Origin of the sequence: Clostridium frigoris (genome assembly GCF_018861865.1) — a bacterium.
In the GTDB taxonomy this organism is placed as follows: domain Bacteria; phylum Bacillota; class Clostridia; order Clostridiales; family Clostridiaceae; genus Clostridium_AD; species Clostridium_AD frigoris.
The window spans coordinates 124,752-142,641 of record NZ_JAHLDV010000005.1 but is presented as its reverse complement, the minus strand read 5'-3'; the positions used below and the strand labels follow the sequence as shown (position 1 = coordinate 142,641).

The window sequence follows — 17,890 nt, the reverse complement described above, 5'->3', positions numbered from 1 at the left end:
TATGAAATATAATGCAGGAAATTTTGATGTTATAGTTATTGGGGCTGGTCACGCAGGCTGTGAGGCAGCCCTTGCAGCGGCAAGAATGGGGTGTAAAACTTTAATTTGTGCTATAAATTTAGAGAGTGTGGCTTTGATGCCTTGTAATCCAAATATTGGGGGAACTGCTAAAGGCCATTTAGTGAGGGAAATAGATGCACTTGGTGGTGAGATGGGAGTAAACATTGATAATACATATATTCAATCAAGAATGCTAAACACATCTAAAGGACCAGCTGTGTTCTCATTAAGAGCCCAAGCGGATAAAAAGGCATACGCTCAGAGAATGAAACATGTAATAGAGAAGCAAGAAAATTTGCAATTAAGACAATTAGAGGTTGTATCTATAGATGTAGAAGATGGAAAAGTTATAGGTGTACTTACAAAAAACGAGGCGTACTTTACTACGAAGGCTATTGTTATAGCTTCTGGAGTATATCTTAAATCAAAGGTTATAATTGGAGATCTTAGTTATAGTGAGGGACCTAGTGGACTACAGCCTGCTAATGAACTTTCTAAATCATTATGTGAATTAGGAATAACCCTCAGGCGATTTAAAACAGGAACTCCATCTAGAGTAAATAGACGCTCGGTTGATTTTTCTAAGATGGAGGAGCAATTAGGTGATACTGAGGTAGTTCCATTTTCTTTTATTAGTGATGACATAGGTCGAAATCAGCTATGTTGTTACTTAACTTACACAAATGAAGATACTCATAATATAATTAGAAAAAACATAATGAGGTCACCATTATATAATGGTTCAATTAAGAGTACAGGTCCTAGATACTGTCCATCTATTGAAGATAAAGTAATGAGGTTTAAAGACAAGGAGAGACATCAAATATTTATTGAGCCTGAAGGTGAGAATACAGAGGAGATGTATGTTCAAGGTATGTCTAGCTCACTTCCCGAGGAAATACAGGTGAAAATGTTAAAAACAGTACCAGGACTTGAAAATGTAGAAATTATGAGAACTGCTTATGCAATAGAATATGACTGCATAGATTCGCTAGATTTAAAACTATCACTAGAATTTAAAGACATTAGTGGACTATTTTCAGCGGGTCAAATAAATGGTAGTTCGGGATATGAAGAAGCCGCATCTCAAGGGATTATTGCAGGTATCAATGCAGCACTTCTTACTAAAAATAAAGAGCCGTTAATATTAAAAAGATCTGATGGTTATATAGGAGTTCTAATTGATGATTTAGTAACTAAGGGAACTAATGAACCATATAGAATGATGACCTCAAGAGCTGAGTATAGATTATTATTAAGACAAGATAATGCTGATTTAAGGTTAACAGAAATAGGACATAGTATAGGGTTAGTTGACGAACATAGATATGAAATTTTTACAAAAAAGAAGATGCAAATAGAAGAGGAAATCGAAAGAATTAAAAATTTGCAAATTACAAATAAAAAGGAGATCGAGGAATTTTTAATTTCTTGTAACTCTACACCACTAAAAAAACCTATTAGTTTATATGAACTTATAAAAAGGCCCGAACTTGATTATTACATGGTTGAAAAATTAGATGTAGATAGACCTATATTAAATAAATATATATGTGAGCAAGTTAATATTGTATCAAAATATGAGGGGTATATCCAAAAACAATTAGACCAAATTAAGCAATTTAGAAAGTTTGAAAGTAAAAGTATATCTAAAGATATAAATTATGACAAGATAAAAGGTTTAAGGATAGAAGCTATGCAAAAGTTAGGTAAAGTTAAACCTGAAAGTATAGGTCAAGCTTCTAGAATATCAGGAGTATCTCCTGCAGATATGTCTGTTCTAATGATATATCTTGAGCAACAAAGAAGGATTCTTAATTCCGAAAATAAAAATAAATTATAAAAATTATATGGCGGTGAAATATGGAGTACTTTGATATATTAAATGAAGCTAGTAATAATGAGGGACTTAAATTTAATCAGAAAAAATATGATCAATTTATGTTATATAAAGACCTTATAAAGGAATGGAACGAGAAAATAAATTTGACGGCTATAAAAGAAGATGAAGCAATAGTTCAAAAACATTTTATTGATTCTATGAAGGTTTTTAAGTTTGATCAGTTAAAGAATGCTAAAAATGTTATAGATATAGGTACTGGAGGAGGGTTCCCAGGTATTCCTATGAAAATAATAAAGCCTGAAGTTAATATAGTTTTACTTGATTCACTTAACAAGAGAATTATTTTTTTAGATGAAGTGATTAAACGACTTGATCTAAAAAATATTAAAGCAATTCATGGTAGGGCAGAGGATTTTGCGCAGGAAAAACAGTATCGAGAAAAATTTGATGTGGCAGTGTCAAGAGCTGTTGCTAATTTAACTGTTTTAAGTGAATATTGTATACCATATGTAAAGGTTGGAGGGTATTTTGTAGCAATGAAGGGCCCTGCGGTTGAAGAGGAAATTAAGGCGTCAAAGAATGCAATTAGGATGCTTGGTGGACAAATAGAACATATAGAAAAGGTACAAATTGAGGGCAGTGATTTAAAGCATAATCTAGTAATAATCAAAAAGATTTCAAAAACTCATAAAAAGTATCCTAGGAAAGCTGGGATGGTTGCTAAACTCCCTTTATTTTAGTCGTGTTTTAGATATGGGTTGTTTAAAGGCACTGAAAGTGATGATTACAGCACTGAAAGTGATGATTAATGGTATAATTTGTCGTAATAAAGAATAAAAAAAAAGAAGGAAATAACATAATAAAAGAGAATTGTTAATATAAGGTAAAAAATGAAAAAGGAAAAATTGAGGGATGGTATATTATGCAAGATAATGTAAATCACGTATCTATAGAATTAATTTCTCCAAATGTTTATCAGCCTAGAAAGCACTTTAATGAAGAAACGATCGAAGAACTATCTCAGTCAATAAAAGCTTATGGAATAATTCAACCATTAACAGTTAGAAAAAGTGGCGAAAACAGATATGAATTAGTTGCCGGTGAAAGAAGACTAAGAGCAGCAAAAAAAATAGGACTTGAACAAGTCCCAGTAATTATTATAGACATAACAGATAAAGAATCTGCAGCAATTGCTCTACTCGAAAACTTGCAAAGAGAGGATTTGAATTTTTTAGAAGAGGCTATGGCTTACTATAATCTTATTAAAGATCATTCTTATACACAAGAACGGTTAGCGCAAATGATAGGTAAGAAACAATCAACAATTGCGAATAAATTAAGGTTATTGAAATTAGATAAGGAAATAACTAGTATTTTAGTGGAGAATAAGCTTACAGAGAGGCATGCTAGAGCCCTGCTTCGATTACCTAATATTAATATTCAAAAGAAAGTACTGAAAATAGTAGTTAGTAAATCACTTAATGTCAAAAATACAGAAGAACTTATTGAAAAAGAATTATTGAAATTATGTAGAACTGAAGTAGCGGCTGACGGAAAGAAAAAGATAAAAGGAATTTTTGCACCTAGAGTTTATATAAATACTATAAAGCAGGTTTTCGATAAATATGGAATAAATGCGGAGTATAAGTCTAAGGAATTAGAGGATAGTATAGAAGTAACAATTAGAATACCTAAAAAATGAGTTTAAAAAGCAAGACGTTTCACGTGAAACATCTTGCTTTTTTATATTTTTTTGAAATATTCAAGAAAAGTACTATTAAAATATTTAACATAAATATATAATGAACTATATAGTAAAATAAATAAGTTTATATATGTTTACAAATATAAACATTTATACGTATAAACATATACACGTATAAATAATATTATGAAGGGTAGGTGTAGTTATGAAAACAATATGCATTTTCAACCAAAAGGGAGGGGTAGGTAAAACTACTACAAATATAAATCTATGTTCCTATTTAGCTATGCAAGGGAAAAAGGTTTTAACAATAGATATTGATCCTCAGGGGAATACTACAAGTGGACTAGGATTTGATAAGAAAAAAATAAATTTATCAACTTATGATTTGTTAACTTCAGATATTTCTATTAATGATACTATAAAAGAATGTGAGCTAGTAAATAATTTGTATATAGTACCTTCAACAATGGAACTTGCTGGTGCAGAAGTAGAACTTATAAATATAAATAATCGTGAAAATATATTAAAAGAAAAGCTTAAAGAAGTTCAAGGTAAGTTTGATTATATTTTTATAGATTGTCCACCATCATTAGGTATTTTAACTATAAATGCTCTTACGGCAGCGACTAGTGTACTTACACCTATTCAATGTGAATTTTATGCTTTAGAAGGTGTTGGACAATTAGTAAATACAATTCAATTAGTTAAAAAATCTCTAAATAAAAAGTTGGAGATGGAGGGTATAATCTTAAGTATGTATGATAATAGAACAAAATTATGTAATGAGGTAGTGGAAGAGGTGAAGAAATACTTTAGTGATAAAGTATATAAAACAACAATACCAAGAAACATAAGATTGGCTGAATCCCCGAGTTTTGGATTACCAATCATGCTTTATGACGATAAATGCAAAGGAGCGCGAGCTTACGAAGATTTAGCAAGTGAGTTTTTAGATAGACAAGGGAGATGATTATATTGAACAAGAAATTTGGTCTAGGTAAAGGGCTTGGAGCATTAATACCAGAAGAAGATATTATTGGAGATAGTTCTATTATTTTTAAAATACCAATGAATCTGGTTAAGGCGAATAAGGATCAACCAAGAAAAAACTTTGATACAGAAAAAATATTTGAACTAGCTCAATCAATAAAAGAACATGGAGTGATTCAACCTATTATTTTAAAGAAAGAAGATAATGTATATATAGTTGTCGCAGGTGAGAGAAGATTTAGAGCAGCTAAAAGTATTGGACTCTCGGAAATACCAGCAATTATTATGGATATAACGGATAAAGAAGTATTGGAAATATCATTAATAGAAAATATTCAAAGAGAAGATTTGAATCCTATAGAAGAAGCTATTGCATATAAGAAATTATTGTTAGATTTTAATCTTACTCAGGAAGAGGTTAGCAAGAAGGTATCTAAATCAAGAACAGCTATATCCAATACTATGAGATTACTGAACTTAGATGAAAGAGTTCAAGATTATATAATGGATGGAGTAATTTCAGAGGGTCATGGGAGAGCAATACTTGGAATAAGCGATAAAGAACTTCAATGTCAAGTTTCTCAAATGGTTATAGATGACAGTCTTAGTGTACGAGAAACTGAAAAATTAGTTAAAAAATTTGAAAATAAAAATATTGAAAAAGTAGTTAATAATGATAATAATATGTATTATAAAGATATAACGAGTAAATTAGAGGATCGTTTCGGTACAAAAGTTATTATTAATACCAAAAATAAAAACAAAGGTAAAATAGAAATTGAGTATTATTCAGAAGAAGATTTTGAAAGAATATTAGAAGTTTTTAGTATATAATGTTTCACGTGAAACATATTTGAGAGGAAGTAGCTTACAATGGAGAACATAATTAATTTTATAAGAAATTCTGAAATATACATAGTAATAGGACTTATAATTCTTGTGATTATACTAATTATACTAGTTGCAATAACATATAAAGCTTTAAATAAATTAGAAAGCAAATACAGAAAGTTAATGAGAGGTGTAGACAATAAAAATTTAGAAGATATGGTTACATCATATTTAGATAAAGTAGATGATGTTAAAGATCAAAATCAAAATGTACAACAAATGTATGAACGAATAGATAGAGATCTAAAAACTTGTATACAAAAAACTTCAATAATAAGATATAAGGCATTTGATGATATGGGTAGTGATTTAAGTTTTTCTATAGTATTTCTTGATGGAAATAGTAATGGTGTTATATTAACAAGTATTTACGGGCGAGACGAGAGTACTACTTATGCTAAACCAGTAGACAAAGGAATATCTAGGTACGAGTTATCTGATGAAGAAAACGAAGCCTTAGAACAAGCCGTAACATCAAAAAAACAGTAGAAGGTATTCAGAAGTATATTAGAATATTAGTAATAAAAATTATGTTTTTGTGACAAACTAAAAACAAAAGAGGTTTTTTATGGTAATATGTGTTTCACATGAGCTTGAATATTTGAAACAGGAATTAACGAAAAGGGGTTACACAGTGATAAATAGCACAGACAATAATACACGGTGTGATGCAATAATATGTAACCTTAAAGAAGGCGGTCTTAAAAACTTAACTATGCAAAGTAATATAAAGAGAGAGGTAACTTTGATTGTTGATAGTGGAAGCAAGTCTATCGATGAAATCGAGTATATATTAAGTACTAGAGTATATAGCTCAATATTTTAAAGGAAAGACATTCGCTTTTATAAGTGGATGTCTTTCCTTTAACAAAAAACTCCAGTTGAAATATAAATGTTCTTTTGAAGTCAATAATTTTATTATAAATAGTGTAATTATACGTGAAAGTAAAAATTTAATAGAATTAAGAGGTTAATAAGGAAAAGAATTATCCTTCAACATTATTTAAATTAGATTCATCATAGATTGAATTTAATTTCCTTCCGCCAATAGTTTTTAGCACTGAATGATAAATACCTTTAGAAATGGCGTCAGCAAGCATCATTACTGTGTATAGTCTTGTGTTTTGAAGAACCATAAATTCAAAGGCACCGGATATATTTACAATTCCAGTTATACTTAGATCACCAACCTTAGGTAAATTCTTGTTCATAGCGGCACCAGGGCTTAATGGTTTTTCTTCTACAATTATTTTACCTACATTTTGAAAACTTCCAAGGCAAGCGTCAACAGCAATGATGTAGGGGTTGGTGTATGTATAATTAATTTCATCAATTGTTTCGCATAAATTTTTTGCATGAACAGGACATTCGAGACTACCGTAAATATGAATTTTGTTTCTAATTAGAAACTTTAGTTTATTTCCAACTAGAGGTCCTAAACTATCACCAGTAGATCTGTCTGTGCCAATACATAAAACAACAATAGGACGCGATGAATTAACTATGGGGAAAATATATTGACTAATAGTATCTCTTAATTTAAAAGTACAATCTCGTGACATAGAATCTAAAACAACCTTATCCATCATAATAAAACCTCCTATTTGGATTTTGTCCACATCGGAGGTTTTATATTCTATAATACATTAACTTTTTTCAAAATATTGTAAGATACTAATAAAAACATACAAAATAGTATCCCAATAATACCATTTAATTTAAGTCCTATAAAGATAGCGGCAAGGACTGCAACTGGGTGAAGACCTAGTGATTGAGACACAATTTTAGGTTCAATAATTTGCCTGATTATAGTAATAACTATATAAGATATTAGAAGGCCTAAAGCTGCAATAACATTTTTATAAATAAAAAATATTACTATTATAGGAAGATATATAGCGCCTATGCCAAAAATGGGGAGTAAATCAAATATGCCACAAAGTATACTTAACGTTACAGCATATTTAACATTAAAAACTAAGAAAACAACTAATGTTTCTAAAAATGTTATAGTGATTATAAGTAAGTAAGAAAGTAAATAGTTTTTAAGCATTTTTTTCGATTCATCAAATATATAATGGATTCTATCCTTACTTTTATGAGGAATTATATTAAAGGATTTTCTATTCAAAGATGATAAATCCTTTGTGAAAAAATATGTAGTGAGTAAGGTAAATAATAAAACCATTAAAACATAGGGTATGGTAGATACAATACCTAGAGTTTGTGAAAAAATTTTTGTAGATGCATTCATGCTAATATTTATGGTTTTAGTTATATAATTAGTAATATTTGATTCAATATTATTAATTATAGTTGGATCTAAGTTTTTATAGTAATTTTGTAAATTATTTAAAAAATTTAAAAGTATTTCTTTGTTTAAAGTGATATATGATTGAATGTTCTTTCCTAGTTGTATTGATTCTGAGGTTAAAGTGGTGATAACTATCGAAAGTAATATAATAATAATAGTGAAGAATATGCTAGTTGTAAATAAGGAAGCTGTAGTATTTTTAATTCTAAATTTTATCATTAAATATCTTGTTGGGGTTTTAAGGGATGAAGCTAAAATAAAAGCAAATACAAAGGGAAGTGTATAAGTTATAGTTCCAAAAAAAATTATAAAGACAAATGTATATAAAATGAAGAAGATAGTTAATTTATCTATTTGTTTTATCATGTTTTCCATGTAATTAAAATCACACCTTTCTATTCATTGTCTAGTAAAAATACAAGTTCAAAATTGTCGATTTTAGTTGAATTAATAGATATAGTAACAGTTTTTGTAGAAGCACAGGTGTTACCATAAACTTTATTTTGCGAATGGATTCTATACATTAATCATTAATATAATTAATACCATCTAAAAGCCCGGTTATACCGAGAGTTTTTGCGTATTTGTAATTTAAAATGACTCAATTACCAGAGAGGGAAGTTGTAGATGTTCCCCTTACTGGATTTTAGCCAATATTCATTATATAATTCATTATTGATGTATATACTTTTGGTGGCTTATGGAATGTAGTAGCTGTATTATCTAAATAAATTTTCATAAGCCCATCCAATCTTAAATAATAAATTAATATTTTGATTGTATTTTATAGAAAACATTATATTTAATAATATTATAAATAATACGAGTTTAAATACTGTTTTCCTATAATTAAAACTATAAATAGCTTATAATAAAATTATCTATAAAAATACATTTTGGGTTAAGTATCTTATATATGAGAGGGGTTTAACTTTATATAAGATAAAAACCATGTTCATTTTAATATAAATACATATTCTTAAATTTCCATATAATACTATATTATAATCGAAAGTTTGGTAAATGTATATGAAACGAACTGCTTTATTATATAGAGAAACTATAAGGTAAAGAAACAGGGTGAAAAAGGAAAAGTGTAAATTTATTACAATATAATAAATTATTATGATGAAGATTCTAAGCGGATAATAAAGGTTTTGAAAAAGATTAATTAATAATATATCGAAGGTGGGATGTTTGATGAAAGTATTTAATTTAGGGGATATTGTTGAAATGAAGAAAGTTCACCCTTGCGGGAGTAAACAATGGGAAATCATAAGGCTTGGGGCAGATATTAAAATAAAGTGTTTAGGATGTGCAAGAATAGTTATGCTTCCAAGAGTGAAGTTTGACTCAGGAGTAAAGAAAACAATAAAAGAAAATGTATTAAATAAAGAAAAAGGGATTACTAAAGAATAATTACTTGATTTTTGTTGAATAAAATGATATAATCTATTATTGTAATCCCTGCCGTGCAATGCATGGCCGTTAGTCCGAGGGGAGGAGGTGAAATTAATGAGAAAATATGAAACTATATTCATATTACATCCTTCATTAGACGAAGAAGCTGTTAAAGCTAACGTTGAAAAGTTTAAAGGTGTAATAGAAAATAATGGTGGAGAAATTGAAAATGTTGATGCGTGGGGCAAAAGAAAACTAGCTTATGAAATACAAAAAGTTGGTGAAGGCTTCTATACATTAATCAATTTTAATGCAAATCCAGAATTACCTAAAGAATTAGATAGAGTATTCAGAATTACTGACAGTGTTATAAGACATATCATAATAAATCCAGAAAAATAGGTGGTGTTTTTATGAATAAAGTTGTTTTAGTTGGTAGATTAACAAAGGACCCTGAGCTTAAATTTGCTCAAGGAACAGGAACAGCTGTAGCCACTTTCACTGTAGCCGTTAATAGAAGATTTAAAAGAGAAGGTCAACCAGATGCAGACTTTGTACCGATAGTGGTATTTGGAAAGCAAGCTGAAGCCACTGCTAATTACATGAGTAAAGGCAAGCTTTTAAGCGTCTCTGGAAACATTCAAACTAGAAATTATGAGGCTAAAGATGGAACTAGGAGATATGTTACTGAAGTAATTGCTGATGAAGTTGACTTCCTTGAATGGGGAGGAAATAAATCGTCAGACACGAATACTAATCAAGGTGGTAATAGTAGCGAAGCAAATGCTAAATCTAACGATTTTGGAAGTGCTAGTGATATAACACCAATTGATGATGGAGATATACCATTCTAATATTAGGTAAGGAGGGAAAAAACAATGGCTATGAATGATCATAAAAGAAGCGGCGGCGGTGCCGGTGGTAACAGAAAGAGAATGAAAAGAAAAGTTTGTGCTTTCTGTATGGATAAGGCAACTGCAATCGACTATAAAGACATAAATAAATTAAGAAAATATGTTACAGAAAGAGGAAAAATTCTTCCTAGAAGAATTTCTGGAAACTGTGCAAAACATCAAAGAATGCTTACTGTATCTATAAAAAGAGCAAGAAATATAGCATTATTACCATTTACTACTGAATAGTAAAATCTTACTAGTAAATAGGAAGGTCTTACTATAAATAGTAAATGACTAAAAGCAGCGCCTTAAGGTAGCTGCTTTTATTTTTTTAAGTTAAATTGAATATTTTAATTAATAATAAAAATATAAATGTAAAATTATATATTATAAAGTGTAATTTGTAGTATACTTATAATTGCAACCCATAAAATGTAAACATGTAAGTGTTAGATATTGGTTGTTGATTGTTTATTTAGAAATAAACTTTAGTTGCATAAATATATAAAACTAACTAAAATAGAGTTATAAGCATAAGCCTACAAGGGGAGATGATATAATATGAAAAGGGATGATTTTAATATAATGTCTAATGTTAAGTTAATTGAAAGTTTGAAGGCTGAGCTATTATGTATAATAGGTGATTTCTTCAAGTTGCTAAGTAAAGGAAGCAATGTTGCTCAAGATGCTATACTAGATTGTATTTCAGGGGCAATAATACTTTTATATATATTAGGTGAAAGGTTAGGATATTCAAATGTTGCAGTGGATGAGAGTATGAAAAAGAAGCTGAAGGTGGGAATAGTTGAGGGAGATAACATAGAAAAGGAAGGAAAGGACTTAAGTAAACTCTATACTCACCTAAAGGGTCGATAAGTAATGGAGGATAAGATGGGAAATAAAAATTATAGTGCGAAGGCTATTGTAGAGGCCGCTCTTATATCTGTTATAATTTCGATAATAATGATTTTAACGGGCTACTTGCCAATGGTATCATTTATAGGAACATTAATATTACCAATTCCTGTGGCAGTTCTTTATATAAGGTATAATAAGAAAGTAACAATCACGGCTATAGTACTGAGCATAATTTTAACATCAATGCTATTTAATCCAATAAGGGCAATATATTCAGCTATACCTTGTATGGTTATTGGTATGGCACTTGGGTATTGTGTTAAGAAAAATAAAAAGTCATCTACAACTTTATTGTTTTTAGGTATAGCAAGTTTTATATCCAATATATTAACAATAGCTTTTTCTTTGTCATTTATAGCAAAAGTTAATTTTATGGATTTTAGTTCTGAATTTGTGGGGCTTTTAAAGAAATCCATGAAAATCTCAATTGATGGAGCAAAAAATACTTATATGCAAAAGGGGATAACTCCTGATCAATTAAAGGTTTTAGATAGAAGTTATGAAATGATAAATAAAATTGATGTTGCTTTATTTTTGGCGTTAATACCGGCGGTTATTTTTGTTTTCTCATTTATATCAGCTTATTTGAATTACATAGTATCTAGAGCGATACTAAATAAGCTAAACTACAAGATGGAAGAAGTATTACCTTTTAGTAAAGTTTACGTTTCTAACATAGTAGGAGCTGTATTAATAGGTATAGTATGTATAGGTATAATTCTTGCATCAAAAGAGATAACTGGCGGGAAGTATATACGAAGTTCCTCTCAGCTCCTTATGCAAAATGTATTTATTATAAATGGACTCGCAGCAAGTACATATTTTTTAAGAGTGAAAAAAAAATTATCTAAACCAATAGTAATATTGATTTTAGGTTTAACTATAATTTCTCCTTTAAGCAATATTTACTTTTCAATAGGACTCATGGAAATGGCGTTTGATTTTAGAAAGCTCGATCCATATAGAATCAGAAGAAAATAATTGGGGGGGCTAATTATGGATAACAAATATAATTATTTTAATGTTAACAATAAAATATATATGGTGACCATGGCCCTACTTATATCTATAATATTTTACTATGGGCATTTTCAAGTTGGTTTTGTAGCCCTTGGGTTATACGCAATGCTTGTAGTGTATAATATGTATAATTCTAAAATTAAAAAAAACGAATGGAAAATATTCATAGAAAACTTTTCATCTAAATTAGATATAGCAACTACAAGTACTTTAGTAAAACTTCCATTTCCGTTAATAATAATTGGGTATACAGGAAATGTTTTATGGTACAATCAAAGTGTAACAACAATGCTAGAAGGCGAAGACCTTTTAAACAAAAACATTAGGGACATAATTAGGGAACTTAATTTAAAGCAAGTTTTAGAGGGTAAAAAGAACATATTTCCAAATATTAAAATAAAAAATAAATGTTATGAAATCTACACAAATATTGTAGATACAAATGAAAATAAAAATGTTAAAGATAAGATTATGCTTTTATATTTTTATGATATAACTGAGAAAACTAATCTTATTAAAGGTATTAATGGTGACCGTGAAAGTATTATGCTAGTTGAAGTTGATAACCTTGATGATGTTATAAAAACAACAGAAGAAGATAAAGCTCCAATGCTTGTAGCAGAAATTGAAAGAACAATAAATAGTTATGGTCAGAGTGTTAATGCTGTGGTAAAGAAGTATACATCTAATAAGTATGTTATTATAGTTCAAGACAAGTACATTGAAAAAGAAATAGAAAAGAAATTCGACATATTAGATAGTGTTCGTGAGATAAGCAATGGCAATAAACTTGCAGTTACTTTAAGTATAGGCGTAGGAAGAGGTGAAGATACACCACTCAAGAATTATGAATTTGCGACTTCGGCGAAAGAACTTGCATTAGGTCGTGGTGGTGATCAAGCAGTTGTAAAAAAAGGGGATAAATTATCTTTCTTTGGTGGTAAAACAAAAGAAGTTGAGAAGAGAACCAAAGTTAGGGCGAGAGTTATTGCCCATGCATTAATGGATTTAGTAAATGAGAGTAATATAATTTTTATCATGGGTCATAAAAACGCTGATCCTGATTGTTTAGGTGCGGCTATTGGTTTATATAGCGTTATTAAGAGCTTAGATAAGGAATGTTATATTATTCTTGAAGGAATAAATAGTGGTATAAAAAGTATGATGGATATAATACTTGAAGATGAAAAATACAAAAATACTTTTATAACTAGTGAGAGATTTAAAAATGTTAATAGTTCAAATAGTCTACTTATATTAGTAGATGTTCATAATGCAAGTCACGTACAGAATTTAGAAATTGTCAAAGAAGTTGAAAAAGTAGTTATAATTGATCATCATAGAAAGGCACAAGATTTTATACAAGGTGCAGTGCTTAGTTATATGGAAACATATGCATCATCTACTGCTGAGTTAGTTACTGAAATGATTCAATATATGGTAGATAAGCCGACACTAAAGCATATAGAAGCAGTAAGCCTTTTAGCTGGAATATGTGTGGATACAAAGAACTTTTGTTTTAAAACAGGAGTTAGGACCTTTGAAGCGGCAGCCTTTTTAAGGCGGCATGGTGCAGATACAATGGATGTTAAAAAAATGTTTTCTGATGATCTAAATGTTTTTTTAAGAAGAGCAGATATTATAAGATCTGCAAAGATAAAAAATGAAATTGCTATAGCGGTTTGCCCAAAGGAAGTACAAGATACTGTAATTGCAGCTCAGGCCGCTGATGAACTTCTAAATATTACAGGTATCGAAGCATCATTTGTTATTGTTAAAATAGAAGATGAAATATTTATTAGTGGAAGGTCCCTTGGAAAAATAAATGTGCAGTTAATTTTAGAGACATTAGGTGGGGGCGGACACATGACTATGGCAGGTACAAAATTTACTTCGATGGAACTTACTGAAGTAGTAGATAAATTAAAGGAAGCTATAGAAAAATATTTAAAGGAGGATGAAAAATAATGAAAATTATATTATTAAAAGATATTAAAAGTATGGGTAAGAAGGGTGATGTATTAAACGCTGCAGATGGATATGCGAGGAATTATTTGTTCCCAAGGAAATTAGCAGAGGAAGCTACTGATCCTAATATGCATATATTAAATAAAAAGAACGATATAGAAAGAAAAAAGAAAACATCTGAAATTGAGGATGCACAAAACACAGCAAATGTACTTAAAGATAAAGTAGTTAAAATAATTGGTAAAGCAGGAGAAAACGGAAAACTTTTTGGGGCAATTACAAGTAAAGATATAGCCTTAGCATTAAATGAGCAATGTAGTTTAGATATTGATAAAAAGAAAATAGTAACAGATACAATAAAATTATTAGGAACTTATGATGTAGAGATTAAAATATATCCAGAAATATCTACTAAGATAAAAGTTCTTGTTTGTGAGGAATAATCATATATAACGAAGGGGGTAACGCTTTAGTAAATTAATGATAATACTTTTTATTAAAGCGAATTAAGTTTGAAATTATACGAAAATAAAAGTGCAGAACAGTTAATAAAAGATGAATTACCATTAGATACACAAATTGACGTTTTATATGAAATAATGAGGAATGTAATAGATGAAGGCAGTATAAAGGCTAAAACTATAAAATTTAAACTTCAAAAACATATAAAAAGCGAAGATATATATAGAAGATTATATGCTTTAAACAAAATTATCAGCAATGGTAAGGGAATAGATATAATGCCTAATGAAAAAAACATACAAGAAGTACTAGACAGCACTAATGTATGGTTAACAGATGAAATAGCTAAAAGATATGTTCAAAATAAGATTGAAGCAGAAGTTGAAAAAAATCTTATGGAGAAACAAGATAAGTATATTGATGAAGTAAGACTAGGAATAATTAAGAAACAAAAGGGTCCTGAAAATGCTAAAACACTTAAAAAGTATGATGACCTAAAAGCACTTGATAGTAGAAAACTTACTAAAAATATACAAGCAATGTTAAGACCAGAGAGTTTTAGCGAAATCGTTGGGCAAGAAAGAGCTATAAAATCATTGATATCTAAGATGGCATCGCCATATCCCCAACATATTATTCTTTATGGACCACCTGGTGTAGGTAAAACAACGGCCGCAAGACTTGCGCTTGAGGAAGCGAAGAAACTAAGTTACACTATTTATGATAAGGATGCTAAGTTTGTAGAAGTAGATGGTACAACGCTTAGGTGGGATCCAAGAGAAATAACAAATCCACTTTTAGGTTCAGTGCACGACCCAATATATCAGGGAAGTAAAAGAGACCTAGCTGAGGGTGGTATTCCCGAACCAAAACCAGGTCTTGTAACAGAAGCTCACGGAGGAGTATTATTTATTGATGAAATAGGTGAACTTGATAGCATGCTTCAAAATAAGTTACTTAAGGTGCTTGAGGATAAAAGAGTTGAGTTTTCATCTTCTTATTATGACCCTGAAGATGAAAGCACACCTAAGTATATAAAATATTTATTTGATAAAGGTGCTCCAGCAGATTTTGTTTTAATAGGTGCTACGACTAAAGAGCCATCGGAAATAAATCCAGCATTAAGATCAAGATGTACAGAGGTTTATTTTGAACCATTAGCTGCCAATGACATAGAAAATATCGTAGTTAATGCTGCTTCTAAATTAGAAGTTGAAATAGAAGATGGAGTTGCACAAACTATTGGAAGATATACGATAGAAGGAAGAAAAGCTATAAATATTTTAGCTGATGCTTATGGATATGTATTGCATAATAGTGAATTGGTGGAAGGGTCTAAAGTTAGAATTGATATGAAAGATTTATTAGAAGTTATATCTATAAGTAGAATGTTCCCATATGAGGAATTAGATAAAGATGTTAAACCTGAAGTGGGACACATATATGGACTTGGGGTATCAGGATATATAGGATCAACTATAGAGATAGAAACATCAGTATTTGAGTCTAAAGAAAAAGGTAAAGGGCAGGTAAGGTTTAATGATACTGCTGGAAGTATGGCTAAGGATTCAGTATTTAATGCTGCATCAGTAATAAGAAAAACAACTAACAAAGATATTAAAGATTATGATATACATGTAAATATAGTAGGTGGAGGTAAAATCGATGGACCATCAGCCGGTGCTGCTATAACTGTATGTATAATTAGTTCGCTTTTAGATAAACCTTTAAGGCAGGATATTGCAGTAACAGGTGAGATATCATTAAGAGGAATTATAAAACCAGTAGGCGGTATATTTGAAAAGATTTATGGTGCAAGAAGAAAAGGAATTAAGCTAGTTATACTTCCTAGTGATAATGAAAAAGAAGTACCTACTGGTCTTAAAGATATTGCAACAAAAACTGCGTCAACCATTGAAGAATTAATGAAATTAGTATTTGCATTAACATAAAGTTACTGTTCATTAACATAAAGTTACTATTAAATATAAAATAAACTATAATTAATGGCCCTAAAAATGCAGCACCTTCGGTGCTGCATTTTTAGCAGGGCATAAAAGATTAATTTAGGAGAGATAGATAATGGATACACCTCTTAGAAGTTTACCGTATAACTTAGAAGCAGAACAATCAGTAATAGGATCAATGCTTATAGATAAAACCGCAATATCAAGAGTAGTGGAGGTTTTAAAAAGCGATGATTTTTACAGGGATTCACATAAAGTTATATTTAGCGCAATATATGAATTATATCAAAAAGACACACCTATTGACATGATTACATTACTCGAACATTTACGTTCAGCTGAAAAATTAGAGGCTTCAGGGGGGATTACTTATATTTCAGAGATAAGTAACTCAATACCCTCAACAGCTAATTTAAGTTCGTACATAAAAATTGTAGAAGATAAATCTACTTTAAGAAAACTTATTAAATCTTCTACTGAGATTATAGAAAATTGTTATAATAAGCAAGATGACGTAGAGGCAGTAATGGATCTTGCAGAGCAAAAAGTATTTAACATATCACAGAAAAAAAATGCAGGGGACTTTGAACCGATGAATACAGTGCTTGAGAGAGGTTTCCTAGAAATAGAAAGAATCTTTAATAATAAAGGTGAAACAACTGGTATATCAAGTGGATTCCCAGAACTTGATGATAAAACAGCTGGATTTCAAAAGGGTGACATGATTCTTATTGCAGCAAGGCCATCTATGGGTAAAACTACATTTGCACTTAATCTTGCTGAGTATGCGGCTCTTAGGCAGGGGAAAAGTGTAGCTGTATTTTCTCTGGAAATGTCAAAAGAACAACTTTCCTATAAGTTATTATGTTCAGAAGCAAATGTTGATATGTCAAAGCTTAGACATGGTGATTTAGAAGATAGAGATTGGGAAAATATAGCGAAAGCATCTGGACCATTAGCTGCTGCTAAAATATTCATTGATGATACAGCGGGAACTTCTGTCATGGATATGCGTTCAAAGTGTAGAAAATTAAAAATGGAACATGGAATTGATATGATAGTAATAGATTATCTTCAACTTATGACTGGTAGCAATACAGAAAGTAGACAACAGGAAGTATCAGAAATATCAAGATCTATTAAAGCCCTTGCAAAAGAGATGCAGTGTCCAGTTATAGCATTATCACAGCTGTCACGTGCGCCAGAGCAAAGAACTGACCACAGGCCTATGCTATCTGACCTTAGAGAGTCAGGATCTATTGAGCAGGATGCTGATCTTGTTATGTTCTTATATAGAGATGAATATTATAATGAGGAAACGGAAGATAAAAACGTAGCAGAACTTATAATAGCAAAACAAAGAAATGGTCCTATAGGAACAGTAAAACTTGCATGGATAGGTCAATTCAGTAAATTTGCAAGACTTGATGTAATTCATAGAGACTAATAAAT

19 protein-coding genes are annotated in these 17,890 nt (G+C 30.1%); 17 read left to right on the top strand and 2 right to left on the bottom strand.

Features of this window, described 5'->3' with window-relative positions:
- Position 1 precedes the first annotated feature (1 nt).
- From mnmG to KPL37_RS04265, 7 genes are all read left to right on the top strand, one after another.
- Positions 2-1,903 carry a tRNA uridine-5-carboxymethylaminomethyl(34) synthesis enzyme MnmG gene (gene mnmG / locus KPL37_RS04295; RefSeq protein WP_216146179.1) on the top strand — a complete coding sequence of 634 codons (1,902 nt, stop codon included), beginning with the start codon at positions 2-4 and terminating at the stop codon, positions 1,901-1,903.
- Between the two features lie 20 nt (positions 1,904-1,923).
- Positions 1,924-2,643: a 16S rRNA (guanine(527)-N(7))-methyltransferase RsmG gene (gene rsmG / locus KPL37_RS04290; RefSeq protein WP_216146178.1), complete on the top strand. Its 720-nt coding sequence runs from the start codon at positions 1,924-1,926 to the stop codon at positions 2,641-2,643.
- A 182-nt stretch (positions 2,644-2,825) separates the two neighbouring features.
- The gene (noc, locus tag KPL37_RS04285) at positions 2,826-3,605 is read left to right on the top strand and encodes a nucleoid occlusion protein (RefSeq protein WP_216146177.1); all 780 of its coding nucleotides are present in this window, start codon (positions 2,826-2,828) and stop codon (positions 3,603-3,605) included.
- Between the two features lie 208 nt (positions 3,606-3,813).
- Positions 3,814-4,581 (top strand): ParA family protein, encoded by a 768-nt coding sequence (locus KPL37_RS04280; protein WP_216146176.1) that lies wholly within the window; start codon positions 3,814-3,816, stop codon positions 4,579-4,581.
- Positions 4,582-4,586: 5 nt separating this feature from the next.
- The gene (locus KPL37_RS04275) at positions 4,587-5,435 is read left to right on the top strand and encodes a ParB/RepB/Spo0J family partition protein (protein ID WP_216146175.1); all 849 of its coding nucleotides are present in this window, start codon (positions 4,587-4,589) and stop codon (positions 5,433-5,435) included.
- Positions 5,436-5,474: 39 nt separating this feature from the next.
- Positions 5,475-5,981, top strand: coding sequence for a DUF4446 family protein (locus KPL37_RS04270; protein WP_216146174.1), 507 nt, complete (start codon positions 5,475-5,477; stop codon positions 5,979-5,981).
- 79 nt (positions 5,982-6,060) lie between these two features.
- Positions 6,061-6,318 (top strand): YkuS family protein, encoded by a 258-nt coding sequence (locus tag KPL37_RS04265; protein ID WP_216146173.1) that lies wholly within the window; start codon positions 6,061-6,063, stop codon positions 6,316-6,318.
- 160 nt (positions 6,319-6,478) lie between these two features.
- On the opposite strand, the gene yyaC is transcribed toward KPL37_RS04265, so the two are convergent.
- Both yyaC and ytvI read right to left on the bottom strand, forming a co-directional pair.
- Positions 6,479-7,081 (bottom strand): spore protease YyaC, encoded by a 603-nt coding sequence (gene yyaC, locus KPL37_RS04260; RefSeq protein WP_216146172.1) that lies wholly within the window; start codon positions 7,079-7,081, stop codon positions 6,479-6,481.
- 47 nt (positions 7,082-7,128) lie between these two features.
- On the bottom strand, positions 7,129-8,181 hold the full coding sequence (gene ytvI, locus KPL37_RS04255) for a sporulation integral membrane protein YtvI (protein WP_216146171.1): 1,053 nt from the start codon (positions 8,179-8,181) through the stop codon (positions 7,129-7,131).
- 825 nt (positions 8,182-9,006) lie between these two features.
- Here ytvI and KPL37_RS04250 point away from each other — a divergent pair.
- From KPL37_RS04250 to KPL37_RS04205, 10 genes are all read left to right on the top strand, one after another.
- A complete protein-coding gene (locus tag KPL37_RS04250) occupies positions 9,007-9,225 on the top strand; it encodes a DUF951 domain-containing protein (protein WP_425514020.1) in 219 nt (72 codons plus the stop codon).
- Between the two features lie 96 nt (positions 9,226-9,321).
- Entirely contained in the window at positions 9,322-9,609 is a 288-nt protein-coding gene (gene rpsF, locus KPL37_RS04245) for a 30S ribosomal protein S6 (RefSeq protein WP_216146195.1), read from the top strand.
- An 11-nt stretch (positions 9,610-9,620) separates the two neighbouring features.
- Positions 9,621-10,061 carry a single-stranded DNA-binding protein gene (locus tag KPL37_RS04240; protein ID WP_216146169.1) on the top strand — a complete coding sequence of 147 codons (441 nt, stop codon included), beginning with the start codon at positions 9,621-9,623 and terminating at the stop codon, positions 10,059-10,061.
- Positions 10,062-10,085: 24 nt separating this feature from the next.
- Complete coding sequence (rpsR, locus tag KPL37_RS04235; RefSeq protein ID WP_071614782.1) at positions 10,086-10,349, top strand: 30S ribosomal protein S18; 264 nt, start codon at positions 10,086-10,088, stop codon at positions 10,347-10,349.
- A 315-nt stretch (positions 10,350-10,664) separates the two neighbouring features.
- Complete coding sequence (locus tag KPL37_RS04230) at positions 10,665-10,979, top strand: MazG-like family protein (protein ID WP_216146168.1); 315 nt, start codon at positions 10,665-10,667, stop codon at positions 10,977-10,979.
- A gap of 15 nt (positions 10,980-10,994) precedes the next feature.
- Positions 10,995-12,002: a DUF2232 domain-containing protein gene (locus KPL37_RS04225; RefSeq protein WP_216146167.1), complete on the top strand. Its 1,008-nt coding sequence runs from the start codon at positions 10,995-10,997 to the stop codon at positions 12,000-12,002.
- Positions 12,003-12,017: 15 nt separating this feature from the next.
- The gene (locus KPL37_RS04220; RefSeq protein WP_216146166.1) at positions 12,018-14,009 is read left to right on the top strand and encodes a DHH family phosphoesterase; all 1,992 of its coding nucleotides are present in this window, start codon (positions 12,018-12,020) and stop codon (positions 14,007-14,009) included.
- The gene (gene rplI / locus KPL37_RS04215) at positions 14,009-14,452 is read left to right on the top strand and encodes a 50S ribosomal protein L9 (RefSeq protein WP_216146165.1); all 444 of its coding nucleotides are present in this window, start codon (positions 14,009-14,011) and stop codon (positions 14,450-14,452) included. The genes KPL37_RS04220 and rplI overlap by 1 nt, the downstream gene beginning before the upstream one ends.
- Positions 14,453-14,521: 69 nt before the next feature.
- Positions 14,522-16,423, top strand: a complete 1,902-nt coding sequence (gene lonC / locus KPL37_RS04210; RefSeq protein WP_216146164.1) for a Lon family ATP-dependent protease — start codon at positions 14,522-14,524, stop codon at positions 16,421-16,423.
- 130 nt (positions 16,424-16,553) lie between these two features.
- Positions 16,554-17,885 carry a replicative DNA helicase gene (locus tag KPL37_RS04205; protein WP_216146163.1) on the top strand — a complete coding sequence of 444 codons (1,332 nt, stop codon included), beginning with the start codon at positions 16,554-16,556 and terminating at the stop codon, positions 17,883-17,885.
- Positions 17,886-17,890 lie beyond the last annotated feature (5 nt).

Excerpts from the sequence above, each read along its gene's own strand:
- mnmG (WP_216146179.1), top strand. The coding sequence starts at position 2 with ATGAAATATAATGCAGGAAATTTTGATGTTATAGTTATTGGGGCTGGT.
- rsmG (WP_216146178.1), top strand. The coding sequence starts at position 1,924 with ATGGAGTACTTTGATATATTAAATGAAGCTAGTAATAATGAGGGACTT.
- KPL37_RS04270 (WP_216146174.1), top strand. The coding sequence starts at position 5,475 with ATGGAGAACATAATTAATTTTATAAGAAATTCTGAAATATACATAGTA.
- KPL37_RS04240 (WP_216146169.1), top strand. The coding sequence starts at position 9,621 with ATGAATAAAGTTGTTTTAGTTGGTAGATTAACAAAGGACCCTGAGCTT.
- KPL37_RS04265 (WP_216146173.1), top strand. The coding sequence starts at position 6,061 with ATGGTAATATGTGTTTCACATGAGCTTGAATATTTGAAACAGGAATTA.
- noc (WP_216146177.1), top strand. The coding sequence starts at position 2,826 with ATGCAAGATAATGTAAATCACGTATCTATAGAATTAATTTCTCCAAAT.
- KPL37_RS04205 (WP_216146163.1), top strand. The coding sequence starts at position 16,554 with ATGGATACACCTCTTAGAAGTTTACCGTATAACTTAGAAGCAGAACAA.
- rpsF (WP_216146195.1), top strand. The coding sequence starts at position 9,322 with ATGAGAAAATATGAAACTATATTCATATTACATCCTTCATTAGACGAA.
- KPL37_RS04225 (WP_216146167.1), top strand. The coding sequence starts at position 10,995 with ATGGGAAATAAAAATTATAGTGCGAAGGCTATTGTAGAGGCCGCTCTT.
- ytvI (WP_216146171.1), bottom strand. The coding sequence starts at position 8,181 with ATGGAAAACATGATAAAACAAATAGATAAATTAACTATCTTCTTCATT.
- KPL37_RS04230 (WP_216146168.1), top strand. The coding sequence starts at position 10,665 with ATGAAAAGGGATGATTTTAATATAATGTCTAATGTTAAGTTAATTGAA.
- yyaC (WP_216146172.1), bottom strand. The coding sequence starts at position 7,081 with ATGATGGATAAGGTTGTTTTAGATTCTATGTCACGAGATTGTACTTTT.
- KPL37_RS04220 (WP_216146166.1), top strand. The coding sequence starts at position 12,018 with ATGGATAACAAATATAATTATTTTAATGTTAACAATAAAATATATATG.
- KPL37_RS04250 (WP_425514020.1), top strand. The coding sequence starts at position 9,007 with ATGAAAGTATTTAATTTAGGGGATATTGTTGAAATGAAGAAAGTTCAC.
- KPL37_RS04280 (WP_216146176.1), top strand. The coding sequence starts at position 3,814 with ATGAAAACAATATGCATTTTCAACCAAAAGGGAGGGGTAGGTAAAACT.
- rplI (WP_216146165.1), top strand. The coding sequence starts at position 14,009 with ATGAAAATTATATTATTAAAAGATATTAAAAGTATGGGTAAGAAGGGT.
- rpsR (WP_071614782.1), top strand. The coding sequence starts at position 10,086 with ATGGCTATGAATGATCATAAAAGAAGCGGCGGCGGTGCCGGTGGTAAC.